The 22453-nt window shown below is 68.3% G+C and carries 22 protein-coding genes; 11 read left to right on the top strand and 11 right to left on the bottom strand.

The window, feature by feature from the left end; all coding sequences use genetic code 11:
- The first annotated feature begins 3 nt into the window (after nt 1-3).
- From tsaE to AC07PZ_RS29125, 3 genes are all read left to right on the top strand, one after another.
- Nucleotides 4-504: a tRNA (adenosine(37)-N6)-threonylcarbamoyltransferase complex ATPase subunit type 1 TsaE gene (gene tsaE / locus AC07PZ_RS29115; RefSeq protein ID WP_495298658.1), complete on the top strand. Its 501-nt coding sequence runs from the start codon at nt 4-6 to the stop codon at nt 502-504.
- Complete coding sequence (locus AC07PZ_RS29120) at nt 501-1997, top strand: N-acetylmuramoyl-L-alanine amidase (RefSeq protein WP_495298659.1); 1497 nt, start codon at nt 501-503, stop codon at nt 1995-1997. Before tsaE ends, AC07PZ_RS29120 begins: the two co-directional genes overlap by 4 nt.
- Nucleotides 1998-2150: 153 nt before the next feature.
- Nucleotides 2151-2408 carry a YMGG-like glycine zipper-containing protein gene (locus AC07PZ_RS29125; protein WP_495298660.1) on the top strand — a complete coding sequence of 86 codons (258 nt, stop codon included), beginning with the start codon at nt 2151-2153 and terminating at the stop codon, nt 2406-2408.
- A gap of 106 nt (nt 2409-2514) precedes the next feature.
- Here AC07PZ_RS29125 and AC07PZ_RS29130 read toward each other — a convergent pair whose 3' ends face one another.
- The 8 genes from AC07PZ_RS29130 to AC07PZ_RS29165 all read right to left on the bottom strand — a co-directional run bounded on the left by AC07PZ_RS29130 (nt 2515) and on the right by AC07PZ_RS29165 (nt 9919).
- The gene (locus AC07PZ_RS29130; protein WP_495298661.1) at nt 2515-3180 is read right to left on the bottom strand and encodes a DedA family protein; all 666 of its coding nucleotides are present in this window, start codon (nt 3178-3180) and stop codon (nt 2515-2517) included.
- A gap of 45 nt (nt 3181-3225) precedes the next feature.
- Nucleotides 3226-3954 carry an SDR family oxidoreductase gene (locus AC07PZ_RS29135; RefSeq protein ID WP_495298662.1) on the bottom strand — a complete coding sequence of 243 codons (729 nt, stop codon included), beginning with the start codon at nt 3952-3954 and terminating at the stop codon, nt 3226-3228.
- A 35-nt stretch (nt 3955-3989) separates the two neighbouring features.
- Complete coding sequence (locus AC07PZ_RS29140) at nt 3990-4844, bottom strand: ATP-binding cassette domain-containing protein (protein ID WP_495298663.1); 855 nt, start codon at nt 4842-4844, stop codon at nt 3990-3992.
- The gene (locus AC07PZ_RS29145) at nt 4837-5763 is read right to left on the bottom strand and encodes an ATP-binding cassette domain-containing protein (RefSeq protein ID WP_495298664.1); all 927 of its coding nucleotides are present in this window, start codon (nt 5761-5763) and stop codon (nt 4837-4839) included. Before AC07PZ_RS29145 ends, AC07PZ_RS29140 begins: the two co-directional genes overlap by 8 nt.
- A gap of 2 nt (nt 5764-5765) precedes the next feature.
- Nucleotides 5766-6599 carry an ABC transporter permease gene (locus AC07PZ_RS29150; protein ID WP_495298665.1) on the bottom strand — a complete coding sequence of 278 codons (834 nt, stop codon included), beginning with the start codon at nt 6597-6599 and terminating at the stop codon, nt 5766-5768.
- Nucleotides 6596-7588 (bottom strand): ABC transporter permease, encoded by a 993-nt coding sequence (locus AC07PZ_RS29155; RefSeq protein ID WP_495298666.1) that lies wholly within the window; start codon nt 7586-7588, stop codon nt 6596-6598. The genes AC07PZ_RS29150 and AC07PZ_RS29155 overlap by 4 nt, the downstream gene beginning before the upstream one ends.
- A 94-nt stretch (nt 7589-7682) precedes the next feature.
- On the bottom strand, nt 7683-9239 hold the full coding sequence (locus tag AC07PZ_RS29160) for an ABC transporter substrate-binding protein (protein ID WP_495298667.1): 1557 nt from the start codon (nt 9237-9239) through the stop codon (nt 7683-7685).
- A 68-nt stretch (nt 9240-9307) separates the two neighbouring features.
- A complete protein-coding gene (locus AC07PZ_RS29165) occupies nt 9308-9919 on the bottom strand; it encodes a VOC family protein (protein ID WP_495298668.1) in 612 nt (203 codons plus the stop codon).
- Nucleotides 9920-10085: 166 nt separating this feature from the next.
- On the opposite strand from AC07PZ_RS29165, the gene AC07PZ_RS29170 reads away from it, so the two are divergent.
- Nucleotides 10086-11300: a dienelactone hydrolase family protein gene (locus tag AC07PZ_RS29170; protein ID WP_495298669.1), complete on the top strand. Its 1215-nt coding sequence runs from the start codon at nt 10086-10088 to the stop codon at nt 11298-11300.
- Between the two features lie 57 nt (nt 11301-11357).
- On the opposite strand, the gene AC07PZ_RS29175 is transcribed toward AC07PZ_RS29170, so the two are convergent.
- Nucleotides 11358-12836, bottom strand: a complete 1479-nt coding sequence (locus tag AC07PZ_RS29175; protein WP_495298670.1) for a flavin-containing monooxygenase — start codon at nt 12834-12836, stop codon at nt 11358-11360.
- An 11-nt stretch (nt 12837-12847) separates the two neighbouring features.
- Complete coding sequence (locus AC07PZ_RS29180; RefSeq protein ID WP_495298688.1) at nt 12848-13627, bottom strand: SDR family oxidoreductase; 780 nt, start codon at nt 13625-13627, stop codon at nt 12848-12850.
- A gap of 253 nt (nt 13628-13880) precedes the next feature.
- On the opposite strand from AC07PZ_RS29180, the gene AC07PZ_RS29185 reads away from it, so the two are divergent.
- From AC07PZ_RS29185 to AC07PZ_RS29215, 7 genes are all read left to right on the top strand, one after another.
- On the top strand, nt 13881-14885 hold the full coding sequence (locus AC07PZ_RS29185) for an AraC family transcriptional regulator (RefSeq protein ID WP_495298671.1): 1005 nt from the start codon (nt 13881-13883) through the stop codon (nt 14883-14885).
- A gap of 55 nt (nt 14886-14940) precedes the next feature.
- Nucleotides 14941-16848 carry a DNA mismatch repair endonuclease MutL gene (mutL, locus tag AC07PZ_RS29190; protein ID WP_495298672.1) on the top strand — a complete coding sequence of 636 codons (1908 nt, stop codon included), beginning with the start codon at nt 14941-14943 and terminating at the stop codon, nt 16846-16848.
- 115 nt (nt 16849-16963) lie between these two features.
- Nucleotides 16964-17857, top strand: coding sequence for an alpha/beta hydrolase (locus tag AC07PZ_RS29195; RefSeq protein ID WP_495298673.1), 894 nt, complete (start codon nt 16964-16966; stop codon nt 17855-17857).
- Between the two features lie 61 nt (nt 17858-17918).
- Nucleotides 17919-19163 (top strand): multidrug effflux MFS transporter, encoded by a 1245-nt coding sequence (locus AC07PZ_RS29200; RefSeq protein ID WP_495298674.1) that lies wholly within the window; start codon nt 17919-17921, stop codon nt 19161-19163.
- Nucleotides 19153-20091, top strand: coding sequence for a tRNA (adenosine(37)-N6)-dimethylallyltransferase MiaA (miaA, locus tag AC07PZ_RS29205; RefSeq protein WP_495298675.1), 939 nt, complete (start codon nt 19153-19155; stop codon nt 20089-20091). The genes AC07PZ_RS29200 and miaA overlap by 11 nt, the downstream gene beginning before the upstream one ends.
- Entirely contained in the window at nt 20088-20738 is a 651-nt protein-coding gene (locus AC07PZ_RS29210; RefSeq protein ID WP_495298676.1) for an ABC transporter ATP-binding protein, read from the top strand. The genes miaA and AC07PZ_RS29210 overlap by 4 nt, the downstream gene beginning before the upstream one ends.
- A complete protein-coding gene (locus AC07PZ_RS29215; RefSeq protein WP_495298677.1) occupies nt 20731-21432 on the top strand; it encodes a CPBP family glutamic-type intramembrane protease in 702 nt (233 codons plus the stop codon). The genes AC07PZ_RS29210 and AC07PZ_RS29215 overlap by 8 nt, the downstream gene beginning before the upstream one ends.
- Nucleotides 21433-21456: 24 nt before the next feature.
- Here AC07PZ_RS29215 and AC07PZ_RS29220 read toward each other — a convergent pair whose 3' ends face one another.
- Nucleotides 21457-22428: a threo-3-hydroxy-L-aspartate ammonia-lyase gene (locus AC07PZ_RS29220; RefSeq protein WP_495298678.1), complete on the bottom strand. Its 972-nt coding sequence runs from the start codon at nt 22426-22428 to the stop codon at nt 21457-21459.
- Between the last annotated feature and the right edge of the window lie 25 nt (nt 22429-22453).

The raw sequence follows: 22453 nt of genomic DNA on the forward strand, positions 1-22453 counted from the left end.
TTGATGGCTGCCGTTCACCCGCCGATTGTAGAAACGCAAAGCGCCACGCTGACCTGGCGTGACGAGACCGACACCGCCGCGTTCGCGCAGGCCCTGGCGGCGACGGCCGCCGTGCGCAACGCCTTCATCGCGCTGCACGGCGACCTGGGTGCCGGCAAGACCACCTTCGTGCGGCATCTGCTGCAGGCCCTGGGCATCCGGGGCCGCATCAAGAGCCCGACCTATGCAGTGGTGGAACCGCACGAAGCCCCGGACGGGCTCGCGATCCATCATTTCGACTTCTATCGCTTCAGCGATCCACGCGAGTGGGAAGACGCGGGCTTTCGCGACATCTTCGCGGGCCCGGGCCTCAAGCTGGCCGAATGGCCCGGCAATGCGGCCGGCCAGCTTCCGCCCGCCGACCTCGCCATCCACATCGAGACCATGACAGACGACACCCGCACCGTGACCCTCCACGCGAACACACCGCGCGGCAACGAACTGCTGGGGGCCGTCCGCGCATGAGCATGGATCGCCCACCCTCCCCAGCACTCCCGCGGCGCAGGCTGCTCCAAGCCGGCGGCCTGGTCCTGCTGCTCGGCGTGAACGAGATCGCCAGCGGCGCGACCATCATGGCCGTGCGAGTCTGGCCCGCAGCCGACTACACCCGCATCACCATCGAATCCGACGGCCGGCTGCAGACCCAGCAGCTCGTGGTCGGCAACCCGCCCCGGCTGGCGGTCGACATCGAGGGCATCGAACTCAACCCGGCCCTGCGCGAGCTGGTCGGAAAGATCAAGCCCGACGATCCGTACATCAACGGCCTTCGCGTCGGCCAGTTCGCGCCGAACGTGGTGCGCATCGTGTTCGACCTGAAGCAGGCGGCGCGTCCGCAGGTGTTCTCGCTCGCGCCGATCGCGGCCTACAAGCACCGGCTCGTGCTCGACCTGTATCCCGAGCAGGCGGTCGACCCGATGGAGGCGCTGATCGCCGAACGGCTGCGCGATGCGCCGCGCACCGATGGCAGCACGGTGCCGCTCGCGATCGCGCCGCCACCTTCTCCCGCGCCGGGCGTGCCCGGCCTGCCGCCGTCGGTGTCCGATCCGCTGGGCGATCTGATGGCCAAACAGGCGGCGCGACAGGGCCAGTCGACCCCGGTGGTTCCGCCCACCGGCCGGGCCATCGTGCCGCCGCCGGTGCTGGCACCGCCGCCGCCGCAGATGGCGGCCGTGCCGCCCCCACGCGCGCCGTCGCCCGCCAGTTCGAGCGGCGTCGCCACCGCCAGCCGGACCGACCGCATCATCATCGTGGCGCTGGACCCAGGCCATGGTGGCGAGGACCCCGGCGCGATCGGCCCGAACGGCACGCGCGAAAAGGACATCGTGCTGATGGTCGCCCACCGCCTGCGCGAACGCATCAATGCGAGCAGCGTCAACGGCAACCCGATGCGCGCCTTCCTGACGCGCGATGCAGACTTCTTCGTTCCGCTGGGCACACGCGTGCAGAAGGCGCGGCGGGTGCAGGCCGACCTGTTCGTGAGCATCCATGCCGACGCCTTCACGACACCCGCGGCGCGCGGCGCCAGCGTGTTCGCGCTCAGCCAGTCGGGCGCATCGAGCAGCGCGGCGCGCTGGATGGCCAACAAGGAGAACCAGGCCGACAAGGTCGGCGGCGTGAACGTCGGCGACCATGAAGCGCAGGTGCAGCGCGCGCTGCTCGACATGAGCACGACCGCGCAGATCAACGACAGCCTGCGGCTGGGCAGCGCGATGCTGGGCGAGATCCGCAACATCGGCGCGCGCCTGCACAAGGGCTCGGTCGAACAGGCCGGCTTCGCGGTGCTGAAGGCGCCGGACATCCCGAGCGTGCTGGTCGAGACGGCCTTCATCAGCAACCCCGAAGAAGAGACCAAGCTGCGCAGCACGGAGTACCAGGAAGACCTCGCGAATGCACTGATGCGCGGCATCCAGCGCTACTTCGCGCAGAACCCGCCGCTGGCACGCAGCCGCCAGCTGTAAACACCCTGCAGGCGCCACGAACCCCACGCCGGCGCGCCTGCACGGCCTGCAAGCGCCAGTCGCGCTCTCGTGCAGACGTGCGCGGCACGTTCCTACAGGCTGCGCGCGGTCGCTGGCCAGAATGACTTCATTCCAACCCGAAAGGTGCACATCATGAAGTTACGTCTCTGGATCTCTGCTGCTGCAGCAGCTTCCGTCATGACCCTGGTCGGCTGCGCCGGCACGGGCCCGAATCAACAACTCGGCGTGGCCGGCGGTGCCGTCGGCGGCGCGCTGATCGGCAATGCCATTGGCGGCAGCACCGCGGCAACCGTGGGTGGCGCTGCCATCGGCGGCCTGATCGGCAACGAGGTCGGCAAGAACTCCGACCGCCGCAACTACGACAACTACGACAACCGTCCGCGCTATTGATCAGACTATTGATCAGACGGGCATGCCGCAACAGCGGCAGCAAAGAAAAAGGCGTGTCGACGACACGCCTTTTTTCTTGTGCGGCATCCGGTCGGTGCGGCCAGACTCAGTTGACGCCGGAAGCCGCAGCGGCCTTCTCGGCGCGACCGGCGCGCCATGCGCCGAAGATCGCGATCAGGCCCGGTATCAGGATCAGGCCCCAGATGATCTTCTCGAGATGCTGCTTCACCAGCGGCAGGTTGCCGAAGAAATAACCGGCGGTCGCGATGCCCAGCACCCAGATCAGCGCGCCGACCACGTTGTACGCCGTGAAGCGCGTGCGGCTCATGTCCGCCACGCCGCCCACGAAGGGCGCGAAGGTGCGGATGAACGGCATGAAGCGCGCCAGGATGATCGTGACGCCGCCATAGCGCTCGTAGAACGCATGCGCCTGGTTGAAGGCCTTCTTGTTGAAGAAGCGCGAGTCCTCCCACTGGAAGACCTTCGGCCCGAGATAGCGGCCGATCGTGAAGTTGCACTGGTCGCCGAGGATGGCGGCGACGATCAGCACCGCGCAGGCAATCGGGTAGCTCATCAGCCCCGCGCCGCACAGGGCACCCACGATGAACAGCAGCGAATCGCCGGGCAGGAAAGGCATCACGACGACGCCTGTCTCCACGAAGATGATCAGGAAGAGCAGCCCGTAGACCCAAGGGCCGTAGGCGATGACGAAGGCTTCGAGATGCTTGTCGACATGCAGGATGAAGTCGATGAGAAAGCTGATGATTTCCATGCGGCGAATTATCCCTGCGGCAGATGACGAAGCCCCGTGATCACCTCAACCCGGCAGGTACTTCGCCAGCTCGCGCTCGATGCTTTTCGGGTCGCTGGCCAGGGCGCCGTTGACCCAGGCCGGCATGTCGCCGACATAGACCTCCTCGTCGCCGGCCTGGAGCCCGGCCAGCGTGGCACCGACGACCTCGGCGGGCGAGGATTTCGGCCCCTGGAAGTCGCGGCTCATGTCGGTGTCGATCGCGCCGGTCATCACCGCCAGCACCAGCGTGCCCTGCGCAACCAGCTCGGCACGCACGCCTTCGGTCATGCGCAGCGATGCCGCCTTGGATGCGCACAGCGAGCCCATGGCCGGCAGCGTGACCTTGGCCAGGATCGACAGCACGTTCACGATCGCCCCACCGGCCAGTTGCGGTGCGAAGGCGCGGCACATCGCGAGCGTGCCGAGGTAGTTGGTCGTGACCTCGGCGAGCGCGTCGTCGAGCCCCGGCGCGGCGATGAAGCCCTGGCCGCGGTTGACGCCCGCGTTGTTGATCAGCAGCGTCACGTCGGTGCAGGCGGCGACCGCCGCGGCAACCTGTGCAGGCTGCGTGATGTCGAGCGCCAGCACCACCACACGGCCCGGGTTCGCGGCGGCCAGGTCGTCCAGCGCCGCCGTGTCGCGCGCCGCGGCGTAGACCTTGGCTGCGCCGGCAGTCAGCAGCTGCTGCACGAATTCGCGCCCCAGGCCGCGGTTGGCGCCGGTGACGAGTGCGGTGACGTTGTTCAGGTCCATGGGAGTTCTCCGGAAGTGTTCGGTGTCGTTGGGAATCAGGTGGCGATGGCCGGCTCCGGCTTGCGCAGGAGCCAGTCGTCGTCGATTTCGGGCAGCGGAATGGCGTCGAGCAAGGCTTGCGTGTAGGGGTGCTGCGGCCGGGCGAACACGTCCTGCGTCGGACCCTGCTCGACCACGCGGCCGTCGCGCATCACGACCACGCGATCGCACAGCACCCGCACCACCGACAGGTCGTGCGTCACGAAGATCATGCCCATGCCGAGCCGCTCGCGCAATTCGCGCAGCAGCAGCAGGATGCGTGCCTGGGTCGACACGTCCAGCCCCGAGACGATCTCGTCGGCCACGATCAGGTCGGGTTCCAGTGCGATGGCACGCGCGATGCCCACGCGCTGGCGCTGGCCGCCGGACAGTTCGTGCGGATAGCGCAGCGCGAAATCGGCCGGCAGGCTCACCTGGTCGAGCAACGCACGCGCCCGCTCGGCCAGCGCGGCCCGGCTCGGCGACGCACCCAGGCGCCCATAGCTCAGCAGCGGCTGCACGACGATCTCGCCGACCCGGCGCCGCGGGTTCAGCGCCGACAGCGGGTCCTGGAAGATCATCTGCATGCGCGCGCGCAGCGGCAGCAGCTCCAGCTCGCTCATGTGGGTGATCTCGCGACCGGCGAACACGACGTCGCCCTGCTGCGGCTCGTACAGCCGCATCGCGGTTCGCGCCAGCGTCGTCTTGCCGGAGCCCGATTCGCCGACCAGCGCCACGCATTCGCCCGGCGCCACGCGCAGGTCGATGCCATGCAGGATCTCGCGCATCGGCGGCTTGCCGAACATCGGACGGCGCGACTGGTCGGGCAGCGACAGGCTCAGGCCGCGGATGTCGAGCAGTGCCTCAGCCATGGGCGGCCACCTTCTTCATGGACTTCGGGTCATGCGATGCCCACCAGCCATCGTCATAGGTGCGTGCCTCGGCCCACAGCGCGTCCGTCACGTCGGCCTCGATCGGCAGCAGCGCATCGGCCGGCCGGTCGTAGCGCGGCGTGGCGGCGAACAGCGCGCGCGTGTAGTCGGTACGCGGCGTCTCGATGATCTGGCGCACGTCGCCGTGCTCCACGATGCGGCCCGAATGGATCACGCTGACGCGGTCGGCCAGCTTGGCAACGATGCCCAGGTTGTGCGTGATGAAGAGCACGGCCGCGCCCTCGTCGCGCTGCAGGTCGCGCAGCAGGCGCAGCACCTCGCGCTGCACCGTCACGTCGAGCGCGGTCGTCGGTTCGTCCGCGATGATCAGCTTGGGCTTGCAGGCGAACGCCATCGCGATCAGCACGCGCTGGCGCATGCCGCCCGACAGCTCGTGCGGGTACTGGCGGATCACGGTGGCCGGCGCGCGGATCTGCACCGCTTCCAGCAGTTCGAGCGTGCGCGTGCGGGCCTGCTCGGCACCGTGGCCCAGATGCAGCCGCAGCACGTCGGCGATTTGCGCGCCGATGGTGTGGACCGGGTTCAGCGCGGTCAGCGGATCCTGCGGAATCAAGGCGATGTCGCGGCCCAGGTGCGCACGCCGATCGGCCGCACGCAGCGCCAGCCAGTCGACGCCCTGGAACGCGACGGAACCCGCGGCGATCTCGATGCCCGGCGCGGTGATGCCCAGCACGGTGCGCGCGACCATGCTCTTGCCGGCACCGGACTCGCCGACGAGCGCATGCACTTCGCCGGCATCGATGCGCAGGTCGATGCCACGCAGGATCAGCTTCGCGGGGCGCCGATGGCCGGCCCGCAAGGCCACGTGGAGATGGTCGATGGCGAGACAGGTGGCCATCGTCATTTCACCAGCAGCGGGTCGAGCGACTCGCGCAGTCCGTCGCCCAGCGCATTGCAGGCCAGCACGGTGACGGCGATGGCGGCGACCGGCAGTCCCAGCAGCCACGGCGTCTGGTTGACGTAGAGCCGCCCTTCCTGCACCAGGCCGCCCCAGGTCGGCATGTCGCTCGACACCGAGAGGCCGACGAAGGACAGGATCGCTTCGACCACCACCGCAATGCCCATCTCCAGCGTGAACAGCGTCAGCAGCAGCGGCAGCACGTTGGGCAGCACCTCGCGCCACAGCGTCGAGCTGCGCGACTGGCCGATGGTGCGCGCCGAGGTCACGTAGTCGAGCCGCGCCTGCGCCTGCGTCTCGGCGCGGACCACGCGGCAGAAGCGCGTCCAGTCGATGATCGCGATCGCCAGCACGACCGACGTGAGGCCGGTGCCGATCACCGCCACCAGCACGATCGACAGCAGCACGGCCGGGAAGGACATCCAGATGTCGACCAGCCGCGACACGCAGGTGTCGACGATGCCGCCATGGAAGCCGGCCCACAGGCCCAGCGCGGTACCGATGAGCGCCGCCAGCGTGGCGCCGGCCAGCGCGACGATCATCGCGGGCCGGGCGCCGTAGATGAGGCGCGACAGGATGTCGCGCCCGAGCGTGTCGGTGCCGAAGAGATGCGCGGCTTCGCCGTCGGCGCTCCAGGCGGGCGGCAGGCTGGCCGCCATCAGGTCCTGCTCGAGCGGATCGTGCGGCGCGATCCAGCGCGCGAACACGGCGCACGCCAGCACCAGGCCGAGCACCGCCAGGCCGAACCACACGCGTTTCTGAAGATGCGGAATCATGTGCGCAGTCTAGGATTCAGGCGGGCGTTCAGCAGGTCGACCGCGAGGTTGACGGCGATGAACAGCACGGCAAAGGTCAGGACGATGCCCTGGATCAGCGGCAGGTCGCGGTTGATCACGGCGTCGATGGCGGTCGAACCGAGGCCCGGCAGGCCGAACAGGCGCTCGATCAGCACGGTGCCACCGATCAGGAAGGTGAACTGCACGCCGGTCAGCGTAAGCGCCGGGCCGGTCGCGTTGCGCAACGCCTCGCGCCACAGCACCTGCCAGGGGCTGAAGCCCTTGACCTGCGCGATCAGGATGTAGTCCTGCGACAGCACCTCGAGCAGCGACGCCTTGAGCACGCGCGCGATCATCGCGGCCAGCGGCAAGGCGAGCGACAGCGCCGGCCACGCCAGGTGGTAGAGCGCCGAGGCGAACACGTCGAAGCGACCGCGCAGCAGGCTCTCGAACAGCACGAAGCCCGAGCTCGAATCGAAGCTCAGCTGCGAATCGAGCAGACCGAAGACGGGCACGATCGGCAGCAGCACGCCAAGGAACAGGATGCCCGCGAGCCCCCAGAGGAAGTCCGGAATCGCGGTGACGAAGCCGGCCACCAGGTCGATGCCGCGCTCGGCCGGACCACCGCGCCACGACACCGCCGCCAGCGCCGCGCCGCCGCCGAGCAGCACCGCGATCACCAGCGCCATCAGCGACAGCTCGATGGTCAGCGGCAGGTGTTCGCGCACGATGTCCAGCACGTCGCGCTTGAGCGTGATCGAGTTGCCGAAATGGCCACTCGCCGCCTGCCCGAGGTACAGCACGAACTGCTCCGGCAGACTGCGGTCGAAACCGTAGAGCGTGCGCAGGGCACGGATGTCTTCCGGCGTCGCGCCGGGCCCGATCATCATCGCGATCGGGTCGCCCGGCGTCACGCGCAGCAGCACGAACACCACGACCAGCACGCCGAACAAGGTGGGCACGGCCCACAGCAGTCGCCTCAACGCCATCGGTTCATTCCAGCCGTGCCGTTCAGGCTGCGCCCGCCGTCGGGACGGCCGCACCCATGGCCGCGGTGGCGGCCCGCCTCCCTTGCCACGCCGCTCAGGCCTTGCCAGCCTTGCCGACCGACTGCGCGAGCAGGTAGCCCGCGAGGTGCGGCTTCACGGCGACGGTCTTCTTGAACAGGATGGTCTGCACCTGCTGGTAGAGCGGCAGCACCAGCGCGTTGTCGGCGATGTACCTGTCGACCTTCTTCCAGCCGGCGATGCGCTTCGCCTCGTCCTTCTCGGCCCACAGCGGCCCGATCATGGCGTCGAGCTCCTTCGACTTCCAGCCCGAATGCGGGCTCGGGCCGAACATGGCGAAACCGGTCGAATCGTTGGGGTCGCCGATCGCGTTGCCCCAGTTGTAGAAGGCCATCGGCGCCAGCTTGTGGCCGAGGCGCAGCTCGAAGTGCTTGGCGATCTCGTAGACCTCGATCTCGGCCTCGATGCCGACCTTGCGCCACATGCCGACGATGGCCTGCACCGTCTCGTAGTCCTTCGGCAGGTAGCCGCGGGTGGTCTGGACCTTGAACTTGACCGGCTTCTCGACGCTGTAGCCCGACTTGGCCAGCAGCGACTTGGCGAGTTCGGGGTCGTACTTGACCTTGATGCTCGGGTCGTAGGCCGCGTACTGCGACACCTGCATCGTGTCGATGACGGCGCCATAGCCGCGCAGCAGCCGCTTGACGATGGCCTGCTTGTCGATCGCGTGCACGGCGGCCTTGCGGACGTTGTCGTCCAGCATCGGCGCCACGTCGGTGATGAACATCATGGCCGTATCGGTGATCGGCGAGCTCACGCCGCTCAGGCCCGGCAGCGCCTTCAGGCGATCGAATTCCTCGAACGGGACGCCGAGCGTGACGTCGGACTTGCCGCTCTCGATCTCGGCGACGCGTGCGCTCGGGTCGGTGACGAACTTGATCGTCACGTTCTTGAAGGCCGGCTTCGGGCCCCAGTACTTGTCGAAGGCCTTGAGCTTGACGTAGGAGCCCTGGACGAACTCCTCGATCAGGTACGGACCCGAGCCGATCGGCTGCTTCTCGAAGCCCGCCGCACCGACCTTTTCGTAGTGCTTCTGCGGGATCATGAAGCCGGTGAGGAAGGCCATCCACTTGAAGTAGTCGGCCACGTACGACTTGACGTCGCCGGTGATCTTGTTGCCCGACACCTGGAAATTGCCCACGCTCGACCAGATGATGCCGGCCACCGGGTTGCCCGACTTCGGGTCGCCGGCGCGCTGCAGGTTCCAGACCACGTCGGCCGGCGTGATGGGCGTGCCGTCGTGCCAGAACGCGTCCGGGCGCAGTTCGATCTCGACCTTGGTCTTGTCGGCGTTCCAGCCCCACTTGCTGATCAGGCCCGGCTTGAAGCTCAGGTCGGGCGCCTGTTCGATGTACTGGTCGAACACCGACTTCCAGATGCCCTGGATCGACGGATTGACCGCCGACGGGCCGGTGGTCGGGTCCCAGCTGGGCAGGCCGACGTTGTAGGCGATGGTCAGCGTGTCGCTCTGCTGCGCATGCGCCGAGGACATCAGCAGCGACGTGAGCGGCGCGGCGGCCAGCGCGGCACTGCTGCCGGCCTTCAGGAAATGGCGGCGGTCGAAATCGGACATGGAGACTCCTGGATTGAGTGAGGTTGGCCGGAAAAAGAAAAAGAAGGCGGAAGACGGACGTGCCGCCCTCAAAGGCTCGGCGCCTTGGGCGACCAGAGCACGGTGGCGGCACCGTTCTCGTAGGCCATGCCGCGGGGGTAGCTGATCAGTTCGAGCTGCAGGCCCCAGGGCGCGAGGAAATAGTTGATGACCTGCCCGGCGGCGGGCCCTTCGGTCACGGGCAGCGGGCCGGCGAGCACGGTGACGCCGTGCGCCTTCAGGTGCGCGACCGCCGCATCGATGTCGTCGACATAGAACGCCAGGTGATGCCCGCCGATGTCGCTGTTCTTCGGGATGGCGTGCTGCTGGTCGGGTGCGCTGTACTGGAAGAGCTCGATGTTCGACCCCATGCGGCAGCGCAGCAACGCGATCTGCTCGACCACCGCGCGCGGATGCACGTTCAGCGTATCGGCCATGAAGCTGCCGCTGTCGTCGCGAAACGGGCCGAAGGTGGTGGCGAGTTCGCAGCCGACGACATCGACGAAGAAACGGATCGCAGCCTGCAGGTCCGGCACCGTGACGCCGACGTGATCCTGCCCGCGAAGCCCCGGAATGCCGCGGGGCGCCGACGGCGTGCCGGTGCCCGACATGTCGGTAATGTCAGCCTGGGGCGCCTGCGCGCGCTGTGCTGGTCGTTTCATCTGTGTGCGTTCATCCCGTTGTTCGATAGGACAATGACAAGCATCTTTCGCGCCAGCGAGAGGGCCAAACTACTTTACGCCTAAACAATCAGAGCGTAAAGTTTCAATGGCAGCCGTGCAAACGGCATGGCTGCGCCCCACACCCACGGAAACACGGAGAAATCGGATGGCAGCTCACTACATCGACATCAAGGCCGCTGACGGCAGCGGCAGTTTCCGCGGTTACCTGGCGCTGCCGGCCGCGGGCACCGGCCCGGGGCTGGTGCTCGCGCAGGAGATCTTCGGCGTCAACAAGACGATGCGCGACGTGGCCGACTACTACGCCGAAGAAGGCTATGTGGTGCTGGTGCCCGACATCTTCTGGCGCCAGAAGCCCGACGTCGAACTGGGCTACACCGAAGCAGACTGGCAGGCCGCCTTCGGCTACTTCCAGGGTTTCGACGAAGCCAAGGGCATGGAAGACATCCAGACCGCCATCAGCACGCTGCGCGCGCGGCCCGAGGTCAACGGCAAGGTCGGCGTGCTCGGCTTCTGCCTCGGCGGCAAGCTGGCCTACCTGGCGGCCTGCCGCACCGACGCCGACGTGTCGGTCGGCTACTACGGCGTGGGCATCGACGCCGCGCTGGAAGAAGCCGACAAGATCAAGTCGCCACTGGTGCTGCACATCGCCGAGCTGGACAAGTTCTGCCCGCCCGAGGCGCGCGACAAGATCCTGCAGACGCTGAAGGGCCGCCCGAACATCACGACCTATGTCTACGGCGGGCAGGACCATGCCTTCGCCCGTGCGGGCGGCGAGCATTACCACCGCCCTTCGGCGCTGATGGCGCACGAGCGCACCATCGCCGCACTCAAGGGCGCGATCGGCCCGCACTACGACCTGTCGGCGCTGTGGGACAAGCACTGCGAGTACGAGTTCGGCACGCGCAACGTCGACGACACCATGTCGACCATGGTGGCCGAGCCCTACGTCAACCACATCCCGACCATGACCGGCGGCGTGGGCTACAAGAACCTGCACGCGTTCTATACGAACCACTTCGTCAACAGCAATCCGCCCGACACCGCGCTCACCCCGATCTCGCGCACCGTCGGCGCCACGCAGGTGGTCGACGAGATGCTGTTCAGCTTCACCCACACGACCGAGATCCCGTGGATGCTGCCCGGCGTGGCGCCCACGGGAAAACGAGTGGAAGTGCCGCTGCTTGCGGTGATCAATTTCCGCGGCGACAAGCTCTACCACGAGCACATCTACTGGGACCAGGCCAGCGTGCTGGTGCAGGTGGGCCTGCTCGACCCGAAGCTGCTGCCGGTGGCCGGCGTCGAAACCGCGCGCAAGCTGCTCGACGAGACACTGCCGTCGAACACGCTCCTGACGGGCTGATGCCGGCGTAGCAAGGCATCCGCTGCCACCGGACGAGGCCCGCCGACGCGGGCCTTTTCATGCGGCCGCATGGCGCGCCAGCAAGCGACGCGTCACCACCTGGTAGTCGCGCGGATCGATCGGCCCGAGCCATTGCTTGAAGCGCGTCAGCGTGCCCAGCTGCAGGCCCATGTCCTGCAGCAGCTCGTCGATGTGATGCACCGAGAAAGGGATGATGTTGGTGCCCTTCGAGTGCTTGCCTTCGGTGCGTTCCTCCATCCATGCCAGGCGCTGGTCGATCAGCGCGACCTGCTGCTCGCGCGCCGGCAGCGCCAGCCCGCCCTTCAGCAGATCGCCCAGCCACAGCGCACCGATCTCGCAGTTGAGCTGGCTGAAGAAGGACGAGTTGTAGCCGTTGAAAGCCAGCCGCGGCACGTCGACCGGAATCATCGAACGGTAGAGCCGGAAGTTGCCCTGGGCATCGGTCACGCGCGCCGTCAATGCGCCGTCGAGGAAGGGCACGCGCTGCTGCCAGCCGGTGCCGCACACGACGATGTCCGCGGGCACCGTGCTGCCGTCCGACAGCCGCGCCTGGCCCGGCAGCAATCGTTCGATGCGCGCCTGCTTGACCGCGAGCTGTCCGGCCGCCACCTTTTCGTAGAAGCCGTCGCTCACCAGGCTCACGGTGCTGCGCGCGATGGTCTCCAGCGGCGTGCCTGGATGCAGCCCGATCTCGCGCAGCTTGAGCTGTCGCGTCACGACCGACTGCACGCTGCCGAGCATCGAGTCGCGGATCGGCTTGCCTCGACCGTGCAGGAATTTCTCGAAGCCCTTCGGCTCGATGTACTTGAACAGGGCCTCGCCCATGCGCGTGAGCAGCAGGAACTTGTAGTTCAGCACGTTCATGAACTTCTTCGGGATCTTCCAGATCAGCGTGCGGGCCAGCACCGTGGTGCTCGCGCTGGTTGCCGCAATGGCGTTCGCCACGTCGCACGACGACTTGCCGTAACCCACCACCAGCACGTGCTTGCCTTGTGCATTGCGCGCGTCGTTGAACTGGCTGGTGTGGCAGATGCGGCCGCCGCTCGCGACGAAGGCATCGACGCCGTCGAAGGCCGGCACGGAGGGCTCGCTGAAGATGCCGTTGCAGACGATCAGGTAGTCGAAGCGGTACTGCCGCGGCTTGGGCTCGCCAGCGGTCCGGGTGCCGACGGTCCAGACGCCGGCGGCCTCGTCGAGCGTCGCGCTCAGCACTTCGGTGTTCAGCAGGATCTGCGGGCCGAGCTGGAAGTGATCGACATAGCCCTGCATGTACGCCTGCACCTGCTCGCCCGACGGCCATTCGGGGTAGCTCGACGGCATCGGGTAGTCCGACAGCGCGTAGGTGCTGCGCACGTTCTGCGTGGTGAGCCCGGGGTAGCGGCGCGAAGCGGCCCAGACGCCACCGACGTCGGGCTCCTTCTCGAACACCTGCACCTGGTAGCCCAGCGCCTTCAGTACCTTGGCGGTGCTCAGTCCGGCAAAGCCGGCACCGACGATTCCAACGGTTCGGATCATGTCGTACCCCTTCATGCCATGAGCTTGGGAATGGCCGGCTCGTGCGACTCCGGCCCCATGGCCGAGTAGCCGCCGTCGCAGGCGTAGTCGGCACCGGTCACGAAGCTGGCGAGGTCGGAGCACAGGAAGAGCACGACGTTCGCCACCTCGTCCGGGTCGCCGACGCGGCGCAGCATGTGGAAGGGCGCGGCCACGCGATCGGTCTTGGCGCGGTCGCCTTCGGTGAGCTGGTTCATGATGGCCGACCAGGTCCAGCCGGGCGACACGCTGTTGACGCGCACGCCTTCGGTGGCGAGGTCCATCGCCATGCAGCGCGTGAGCTGCACCATCGCGGCCTTGCTCACCGGGTAGAGCCAGCGGCCGGTCTGCGCCACGCCCGACGAGATGCTGGTGAAGTTCACGACCGCACCGCCGCCGGCCTTCTGGAAGTGCGGCCGCACGGCCTGCAGCATCGCCACTGCGCCGATCACGTTGACGTCGAGCGCCGCCTGCCAGTCGGCGCGCGGCGAATCGATGCCCTGGTCGAGATAGGAGCAAGCCAGGTTGACGAGGCAGTCGATGCCGCCGTGCCGCTCGGCCGCCTCGGCCACGCAAGCCGCGATCTGTGCGTCGTCGGTGATGTCGGTGGCCTTGAACAGCACGCCCTCGCCGAGGCTGTCGGCCAGCGCCTGGCCGCCCGCGGCATCGATGTCCGCCACCATCACCTTCACGCCGGCGCGGTGCAGCGCACGGACCACGCCCTGGCCGATCAGCGTCGCGCCGCCGGTGACGATGGCGCTTCGCCCCCGCATGCCTTCGAATCCATTGAACACGGTCTGCTCCTTCTGCTGGATGAATGAATCGGTGCAGGCCTGAATTGCCAGGCACCGGGGAAAAGAATAGAAGTCGCAACACCCCGACGCTGTCCGTGAAACGCAGCCGCTGTCCGCGCCGCGCATGTTTGCGTGGCCGGTCGCGCCAGGGCCCCGGCGGGCGTGCTCTTTGCTTGTCTTCCGGGCAGGTCTCCCGTGCTCTTTTCGTTTATCAGCAACAAGGTTGAACGCCATGGACATCGCTCTCAGCGCCCCGGCCCGTCTGCCTCTCGAACGCTTTCGCCTGTTCGACAGCCACGACCTGGACGAGGCGCGGGACTTCGTCGGCCGCGTGTTCTGCCCGCATGAGCTGTCGACCTCGCAGCCGCGCCGCCGGCTCGACGCGCGGCACCACAGCGCGCGGCTGAACGACGGCGCCAGCCTCAACTACGTGCAGTACGGGCCGGCAGTGGACATTCGGCCGGGCTATCTCAAGGACTTCTTCCTGCTGCAGATTCCGCTGCGTGGCGGTGCCGAGGTGCGCTGCGGCACGCAACAGATGCGCGCCGACGTGCGCACCGCGTCGCTGCCCTCGCCGACCGAGCCGCTTTCGATGCACTGGGCCGACGACAGCCCACACTTGATCCTCAAGCTCTCGCGCACCGTGATGCAGACCCAGCTGGAGCAGCTCGCGCAGCGCACCATCGGCCAGCCGCTGGTGTTCGACCTGGCGGTGCGGCTCGACACACCCGCGCTCGCGCCGCTGCTGAGCTTCATCCAGTGCCTGCGCGAGTCGATGGAACAGGGCGACGGCTTCTGCGGCAGCCTGCTGGCCGACCAGGCCGAGAGCTACCTGATGTCCAGCCTGCTGCTGTGCACGCCGCACAACCATGCAGCCGCGCTCCAGGACAACCCGCGCCGGGCGCTGCTGCCGCGTGCGGTGCGGCGTGCGCAGGAGTACATGGCGGCACGGCTCGATTCGGTCGTGACGCTGGCCGACCTCTGCAGCCACGTCGGCGTGAGCGCGCGTGCGCTGCAGGCGGCCTTCCGCGCGCACGGCGGGCAGAGTCCGATGGAGTTCCTGCGCAACGCGCGCCTCGACCGCATCCGCGCCGAACTGCGCGCAGCGTCGGAAGGCGACGCACTGCAGGTCGCCCAGGTGGCCGCGCGCTACGGCTTCCTGCATGCGGGCCGGTTCTCGACCGATTACCGGCGGCGCTTCGGCGAATCGCCTTCGCACACCCTGCGAGCGCGGTAGGGTGACAGGCCGAGCGCCTCGGCACGAGCGACATCCGCGCTCCTAAAATGGCTCGGTGAGCGCACTCCCCTCCTCCCCGTCCCTGGCGCCTGCTGCGCGCCGCCCGATCCGCGAACTCCCCGACGAACTGATCAGCCAGATCGCGGCCGGCGAAGTCGTCGAGCGGCCCGCGTCGGTGGTGCGCGAACTGCTCGACAACGCGCTCGACGCCGGCGCGCGGCAAGTCACCGTTCGGCTGTCGGCCGGCGGCGTGCGCCTGATCTCGGTGGAAGACGATGGCGCGGGCATTCCGCGCGACGAACTCACGGTGGCGCTCCGGCGCCACGCGACCAGCAAGATCGCGAGCCTGAACGAACTCGAAACCGTCGGCACCATGGGCTTCCGCGGCGAAGCGCTGGCCGCCGTCAACTCGATCGCCGAGCTGTCGCTGCAGTCGCGCGCCGGTGGCGCCGACGCCGCTTATGCGCTGGACGGCCGCACCGGCGAACTGCGGCAGATCGCGCGCGCGACCGGCACCACGGTCGAGGTGCGAGAGCTCTTCTTCGCGACGCCGGCACGCCGCAAGTTCCTGAAGACCGACGCCACCGAACTCGCGCACTGCGTCGAGGCGGTGCGCCGCCACGCGCTCGCGCGGCCCGACGTCGGCTTTGCCGTGTGGCACGACGGCCGGCTGGTCGAGCAATGGCGCGCCGCCGCCGACCGCGACCAGCGGCTGGCGGATGCGCTCAGCGACGATTTCGTGACACAGAGCGTCGCTGTCGAGCGCCTCGAAGGCCCGGTTCGGGTGGTCGGCCGCGCCGGCATCCCGGATGCGGCGCGCTCGCGGGCCGACCAGCAGTTCTTCTACGTGAATGGCCGCTTCGTGCGCGACAAGGTGCTCGCGCACGCGGTGCGCAGCGCTTACGAAGACGTGCTTCACGGCCAGCGCCAGCCGGTGTATGCGCTGTACCTGGACATCGATCCGGCACGGGTCGACGTCAACGTGCATCCGACCAAGATCGAAGTGCGCTTCCGCGATGGCCGCGAGGTCCACCAGGCCGTCCGCCACGCGGTGGAGGATGCGCTGGCCGCACCGCGCGCAGGCGATGCCGTGGCCGCGCCCGGCACGCCGTTCTTCAAGCCGATCGCGCCGCCGCCCGCCGCCATGCCGCGCTGGGCCCAGCCGTCGATGAATTTCGCGTCGGAGCGTGGACCGGGCGATCAGGCCGCGATGTGGCCGTCGGCCAGCGCCGTTCGGCCAGCTCCCGCCGAAAGCGCGTGGATTGCACCGGCGCCGGCCGACGCCAGCCGACCTGCCCCGGAAAGCGGTTCTGCATCACCCGCATCCGAGGCAGCGCAGGCGGATGCAACGGAAGCGAGCACGCCACAGGATGCGGCGATCTGGCCGCTCGGCCGCGCGCTCGCGCAACTGCAGGGCATCTACATCCTGGCCGAGAACGCCCAGGGGCTGATCGTCGTCGACATGCATGCCGCGCATGAGCGCATCGTCTACGAGCGGCTCAAGACGCAACTCGAAGGCGCCTCGATCACCAGCCAGCCCTTGCTGATTCCGGCCACGTTCGCCGCAACGCCGCAGGAAGTCGCGACGGCCGAGGCCTGCGTCGACGTGTTGCCGGCACTGGGTCTCGAAATCAGCCCCTTTTCGCCGCGCACCCTTGCGGTGCGCGCGGTGCCCGGCACGTTGGCCGATGGCGACCCGGTCGAACTCGCGCGCAGCGTGCTCGCGGAGCTGGCCCAGCACGACGCCAGCACCGTGGTGCAGCGCGCGCAGAACGAGCTGCTGTCGACCATGGCCTGCCATGGCGCCGTGCGCGCCAACCGCAAGCTCACGGTCGACGAGATGAATGCGCTGCTGCGCCAGATGGAGGCCACGGAGCGCTCCGACCAGTGCAACCACGGCCGGCCGACCTGGCGCCAGCTGTCGATCCGCGAGCTCGACGCGCTGTTCCTGCGGGGCCGCTAACCGGTTTCAGGCGCCCTCTGAATCAGGGTTTCCGATGGTCATCGGAAGAACAGGCACGCACGTTGCATGTACCTCACGATTGAACTTTCGCCTCAGGCGGCTGTCTGTCCTCCACATGAAACGCTGGTCCATCATCGCTTCTGTCGCCATGCTCGCGGCCCTGCTGGCGGGCGGTTGCTCCACCCTCGACGAGCGGCAACGCGAATGGATCTTCCAGCCCAGTGACGTGAGCTGGGGCAATTCCGCCGCCATGACCGAAGGAATGGAACACGTCTGGATCAATTTCCAGTCTTCCGTGAGCGGCCAGCCGGCGCGCCTGCATGGCCTCTGGCTGGGTGGCGCACCCGATTCGCCCGACACCCCTGTCATGCTCTTCCTGCATGGCGCCCGCTACAACGTGGCCGGTTCGGCGCCACGCATCCGGCGCATGCATGAACTTGGCTTTTCCGTGCTGGCGATCGATTACCGCGGTTTCGGCAAGAGCACCAAGGCGCTGCCGTCCGAAGACACGGCACGCGAAGATGCTCGCGCAGCCTGGAGCTGGCTCGCGGCCCACCATCCGAATCAACCTCGTTACATCTTCGGCCATTCGCTCGGCGGCGCGATCGGCATCGACCTCGCAGCGCACGTCAACGACGAGAGCGGCACGATCGTCGAAAGCACCTTCACCTCGATCGCCGACGTGGCCAACAGCTTCAAATGGGGCTGGCTGCCGTTCAACGCGCTGATCACGCAGCGCTTCGAGGCGATCCGCAAGGTCAAGGACATCGGCTCGCCGCTGCTGGTGGTGCATGGAACGGCCGACAGCCTGATCAACCCGACGCTCGGCCGCAAGCTGTACGACGCAGCCACCGTGCCGAAGATGTTCGTGCTGGTCGAAGGCGGCTCGCACCACAACACGAACTCGATCGGCGAGGCGCAGTACCGCGCGGCGCTCTCGCAGCTCTTCCGCATGCAGCCGACGCAGCCCACGAACGCGGCAGTCGCGGCACCGCAGCACGCCAGCTGACACGCCGGCGAATCCGCACGGCGGCGCTTGCCGCACACACATTTGTTAACCTCGGGCGCTTATGTCGCCCTCGTCCGCTCCGGCCGTTGTCTCCTCCGTGCCGCTGTCTTCGCGGATGTCGCCCGCCCTCGTGGTGGTCACGCTGGCGCTGCTGCTCGGCATCCAGCCCATCACCACCGATCTCTATCTCCCGGCGCTGCCTGCGCTGACAACCGGATTCGGCGCACGCGTGGCGGACGCGCAGCTCACGCTGTCCGCGCTGCTGCTCGCTTTCGGCTGCGCGCAACTGGTGCTCGGGCCGCTGTCGGACCGCTTCGGCCGTCGACCCGTATTGCTCTGGGGACTCTCGGCCTACGTCATCGCGGCCATCGGCGGTGCGACGGCGCCGTCGATGGGGCTGCTGATCGTCTGGCGCACGTTGCAGGGAGCCGCGATGGGCGCCGCAGTGATGGCCGCGCGCGCGGTCGTGCGCGACCTCTACCAGCCGGTGGAAGGTGCACGGGTCATGTCGCGGGCGCTCACCGGGCTGGGCGCCATCGCCTGCGTCTGTGCACCGCTGGGCGGGCTGGTGTCGGACCTGTTCAACTGGCGCATCGCGCTGCTGGTGCCCGCGCTCTTCGGCGCCGTCACGCTCGGGCTGATCGCGCTCCGTTTCGACGAGACACTGGCGAGCCGCAACCCGCAGGCGCTGCGCGCCGGCACGTTGTTGCGTACCTGGGCGCTGGTGCTGCGCAACCCGACCTTTCTCGCGTTCTGCGCGCTCACCACGGCGTCGTACAGCGTGCTGTTCACCTTCCTGGCGGCCTCGTCCTTCGTCTTCATCCAGGTGCTGGGCCTGAGCAAGACACAGTACGGCCTGGTGATGCTCTGGAATTCGATGGCCTATGTGGCCGGCACCATGCTCTGCCGGCGCTGGCTGCCGCGCTACGGCGTGCGGCGCAGCGTGGCACGCGCCGCCGTGCTCTCGTTGACCGGCGGCTCCGTGATGGGCGGCCTGGCGCTCGCCGGCGTGCAGTCCGTCGCGGCCATCCTCGTGCCGCTCACGCTGGTGATGCTGGCGCACGGCGTGCATCAACCGTGCGGCCAGAGCGGCGCGGTGGGCCCGTTTCCGAGAGCCGCTGGCGCCGCGTCGGCGCTCAATGGTTTCGTGATGATGCTGGCCGCCTTCGGTGTCGGTGGCTGGCTGGGTACGCACATCGACGGCACGGTGCTGCCCCTGACGATGGGCATGTGGTTCTGGTGCATCTGCATCGCGCTGATCGCCTGGACGCTGGTCTGGAAATATGGAGAACCGCGTGGCGGCTGAGCTCAGGTATGTGGCGCTGGCCGGGCCGACCGCCTCGGGCAAGACGGCCGCCGCGCTGGCATTGGCACGGCGCAGGCCGGTCGAGATCGTGAGCGTCGATTCGGCGCTCGTCTACCGCGGCATGGACATCGGCACCGCCAAGCCCACGGCGGCCGAACAGGCCGAGGTGCCGCACCACCTGATCGACATCCGCGACCCGCTCGACAACTACAGCGCCGCCGCCTTCGTGGCGGACGCGACCCGGCTGATCGGCGAGATCGCCGCGCGCGGGCGCCTGCCGCTGCTGGTCGGCGGCACGATGCTGTACTTCAAGGCGCTGTTCGATGGCATCGACGCGATGCCGCCCGCCGATCCGGCGGTGCGCGCCTTGATCGAAGCCGAAGCAGCCGCACAGGGCTGGCCGGCCATGCACGCACGGCTGGCCGAGGTCGATCCGGTGACCGCGGCCCGGCTCGCACCCAACGACAGCCAGCGCCTGCAACGCGCGCTGGAGGTCTGGCACACCAGCGGCCGGCCACTGTCGAGCTTCCATGCCGACGATGCGACACGCAGCGGACGCGGCCTGCTGCCCGCAGCCTTCGTATCGCTGGAGCCGACCGAGCGAAGCTGGCTGCATGCGCGCATCGCGCAGCGCTTCGACGACATGCTCGCCGCCGGACTGATCGCGGAAGTCGAGGCATTGCGTGCACGCGGCGACCTGGCGCCCGACCTCCCATCGATGCGCTGCGTCGGCTACCGCCAGACCTGGGAGGCACTCGACACCGGCGAGCCCTTGCCTTCGTTGCGTGAACGCGGCATCGCGGCCACGCGCCAGCTCGCCAAGCGGCAGATCACCTGGCTGCGCAGCATGCCGCAACGCCAGGTCGTCGCGGCGGAAGCGCCCGATGCCACGGCGCAGGTGGTGGAACGGCTGATGGCGGTCGCATGACGCTGGCGTTGCGCGATCTCGGCAAGCGATACGGCGACAGCACCGTGTTCTCGCAGGTCACGCTGGACGTCGCGGACGGCGAGTTCGTCGCGATCGTCGGTGAATCGGGGGTCGGCAAGTCGACGCTGCTCAACTGCATGGCCGGGCTCGACAGTTGGGACAGTGGCAGCGTGATGCATGACGGCGTCGACATCGGTGCACTGGACGCCGAGGCGCGTGCGCTGTGGCGTCGGCGGCAGGTCGGCTTCGTGTTTCAGGCCTTCCACGTGCTGCCGCATCTGGATGTGGCGCAGAACGTCGCGTTGCCGCTGATGTTGCTGGGGCAACGCGATCCTGCCCGCGTGGCGCAGATGCTGGAGGTGGTCGGCCTTTCGGGGCTCGGTGCCCGGCTGCCGCAGCAGCTGAGCGGCGGACAGTTGCAGCGCGTGGCGATCGCGCGTGCATTGGTGCATCGGCCGGCATTGCTGCTGGCCGACGAACCGACCGGCAATCTCGATCCCACGACTGCAGCGAAGGTGATGGACGTGCTGCTCGCGCAGACGCGCGAGCACGGGGCGTCGCTCGTGCTGGTCACGCACTCGGAAGCCGCAGCCGCGCGCGCGGACCGCGTGCTGCATCTCACGGTGACCGGCATTCGCCATGCGTGAGCTCGCGAACAGCGTGCTGCGAGAGATCGCCACGCTGCTCCGGCATGGCCTTCCGACCACCACGCTGCACTCGCCGCGCCAGCTCTGGAGCCGGTGGGCCATGGTGGTGCTGCTGATGATGGCGAGCGCGCTCACGGTGAATGTCGTGACCGAGCGGCTGGGCTTTGCAAGGCAGATGATCTACATGGGTGTGGCGTCGCACGGCGTGGGCTGGCGCGACTGGGTCATTGCGGGCCTGCTGTCGCCGGTGATCGAGGAGATCGTCTTCCGCAGCGGGCTGCGCCATGCGCTCATGGCGCTCCTCGTCGTGTGGGGGCTGGCACTGTGGTTGGCCTCACGCAGCGCATGGCCCTGGTCGCTTGCAGGCCTGTGGATCGTGCTGAGCGCCGTCACGCTGCTGTCGCTGCTGCAGCGCCGTCGTCGCAAGAAGCTGCTGCCTCGCGTCGGCCGCGTCCTGGTGCGGCATCGCGCACTGTGGGTGCACCTGTCCACCGTTGCATTCGCGGCCGTCCACCTGCTCAACTGGCGGGGCATGACCGGCTTGCCAGTCGGTGCCCTGGCGCTGGTACTGCCCCAACTCCTCGTGGGGTATGGGCTGGCTTATCTCTGCATCCGCATGGGCCTCAGGTGGTCGATGCTCGCGCATGCGGCATTCAACGGCCTGGCCTTGGGACTGGCCTCGCTGCTGAGCTGAAGCAGGTGCGGTCGCGCGCCGTGGTCACTCGCCGCGCAGCAGATCCGCGTAGCGCGCCAGGTCGACGTTGCCGCCGCTGACGATCACGCCGACACGTGCCCCGTGCAACCCGCCCGCAGTGGCCGCGGCACACGCGCCCGCGAAGGCCAGGCAGCCGGTCGGCTCGACCACCATCTTCATGCGTTCGGCGAAGAAGCGCATGCCATCGACCAGTTGCGCATCGGTCACCGTGACGATGTCGTCGACGTCGCGCTGGATGATGCCGAAGGTGTACTGACCCAGATGCTGCGTCTGCGCACCATCGGCGATGGTCTTGGGTGTCTCGATGTGCACGATGCGGCCCGCGCGCAGCGACTGCTGGCCGTCGTTGCCGGCCTCGGGTTCGACACCGAAGACCTTGCACTGCGGCGACAGCGCACGTGCAGCCAGCGCCGAGCCGCCGGTCAATCCACCGCCGCCGAGGCAGACGAACAACGCATCGAGTGCGCCGACCTCCTCGAAAAGCTCTTTCGCCGCGGTACCCTGCCCGGCAATCACATCCGGATGGTCGTACGGCGGTATCAGCGTCATGCCACGCTCCGTCGCGAGCCGTTGCGTGAGTGCCTCGCGGTCTTCGGTGAAGCGGTCGTACAGCACGACCTCGGCGCCGTAGCCTCGGGTCGCGGCCAGCTTGGCGGCGGGAGCGTCCTTCGGCATCACGATCACGGCGGGCATGCCCAGCAGGCGCGCGGACAGCGCCACGGCCTGCGCATGGTTGCCGGATGAAAACGCGATGGCGCCGGCGCTGCGCTGCGCCGCATCGAACTTCGACAGTGCATTGAACGCGCCGCGAAACTTGAAGGCGCCCATGCGCTGGAAGTTTTCGCATTTGAAGAAGAACTGCGCGCCCCAGCGCGTGTCGGCCGTGCTGGATCGCAGCACCGGCGTGCGGTGGGCCTGGCCCTGGAGCCGCGCGGCCGCGGCGATGACGTCGTCGTAGGTAGGAAGTGCCTGCATGCGCAAAGCTTAGCGCGAGGCACCG

It is taken from the genome of Variovorax sp. GW821-FHT10B04, assembly GCF_059415645.1.

Bases quoted from the DNA above. Each gene is read 5' to 3' on its own strand.
- AC07PZ_RS29170 (WP_495298669.1), top strand. From the start codon at position 10,086: ATGGCAGCTCACTACATCGACATCAAGGCCGCTGACGGCAGCGGCAGT.
- AC07PZ_RS29130 (WP_495298661.1), bottom strand. From the start codon at position 3,180: ATGGAAATCATCAGCTTTCTCATCGACTTCATCCTGCATGTCGACAAG.
- AC07PZ_RS29120 (WP_495298659.1), top strand. From the start codon at position 501: ATGAGCATGGATCGCCCACCCTCCCCAGCACTCCCGCGGCGCAGGCTG.
- AC07PZ_RS29180 (WP_495298688.1), bottom strand. From the start codon at position 13,627: ATGCGGGGGCGAAGCGCCATCGTCACCGGCGGCGCGACGCTGATCGGC.
- AC07PZ_RS29150 (WP_495298665.1), bottom strand. From the start codon at position 6,599: ATGATTCCGCATCTTCAGAAACGCGTGTGGTTCGGCCTGGCGGTGCTC.
- AC07PZ_RS29145 (WP_495298664.1), bottom strand. From the start codon at position 5,763: ATGGCCACCTGTCTCGCCATCGACCATCTCCACGTGGCCTTGCGGGCC.
- AC07PZ_RS29155 (WP_495298666.1), bottom strand. From the start codon at position 7,588: ATGGCGTTGAGGCGACTGCTGTGGGCCGTGCCCACCTTGTTCGGCGTG.
- AC07PZ_RS29125 (WP_495298660.1), top strand. From the start codon at position 2,151: ATGAAGTTACGTCTCTGGATCTCTGCTGCTGCAGCAGCTTCCGTCATG.
- AC07PZ_RS29185 (WP_495298671.1), top strand. From the start codon at position 13,881: ATGGACATCGCTCTCAGCGCCCCGGCCCGTCTGCCTCTCGAACGCTTT.
- AC07PZ_RS29215 (WP_495298677.1), top strand. From the start codon at position 20,731: ATGCGTGAGCTCGCGAACAGCGTGCTGCGAGAGATCGCCACGCTGCTC.
- AC07PZ_RS29200 (WP_495298674.1), top strand. From the start codon at position 17,919: ATGTCGCCCTCGTCCGCTCCGGCCGTTGTCTCCTCCGTGCCGCTGTCT.
- AC07PZ_RS29210 (WP_495298676.1), top strand. From the start codon at position 20,088: ATGACGCTGGCGTTGCGCGATCTCGGCAAGCGATACGGCGACAGCACC.
- AC07PZ_RS29175 (WP_495298670.1), bottom strand. From the start codon at position 12,836: ATGATCCGAACCGTTGGAATCGTCGGTGCCGGCTTTGCCGGACTGAGC.
- AC07PZ_RS29140 (WP_495298663.1), bottom strand. From the start codon at position 4,844: ATGGCTGAGGCACTGCTCGACATCCGCGGCCTGAGCCTGTCGCTGCCC.
- AC07PZ_RS29220 (WP_495298678.1), bottom strand. From the start codon at position 22,428: ATGCAGGCACTTCCTACCTACGACGACGTCATCGCCGCGGCCGCGCGG.
- AC07PZ_RS29195 (WP_495298673.1), top strand. From the start codon at position 16,964: ATGAAACGCTGGTCCATCATCGCTTCTGTCGCCATGCTCGCGGCCCTG.
- AC07PZ_RS29135 (WP_495298662.1), bottom strand. From the start codon at position 3,954: ATGGACCTGAACAACGTCACCGCACTCGTCACCGGCGCCAACCGCGGC.
- AC07PZ_RS29165 (WP_495298668.1), bottom strand. From the start codon at position 9,919: ATGAAACGACCAGCACAGCGCGCGCAGGCGCCCCAGGCTGACATTACC.
- AC07PZ_RS29160 (WP_495298667.1), bottom strand. From the start codon at position 9,239: ATGTCCGATTTCGACCGCCGCCATTTCCTGAAGGCCGGCAGCAGTGCC.
- tsaE (WP_495298658.1), top strand. From the start codon at position 4: ATGGCTGCCGTTCACCCGCCGATTGTAGAAACGCAAAGCGCCACGCTG.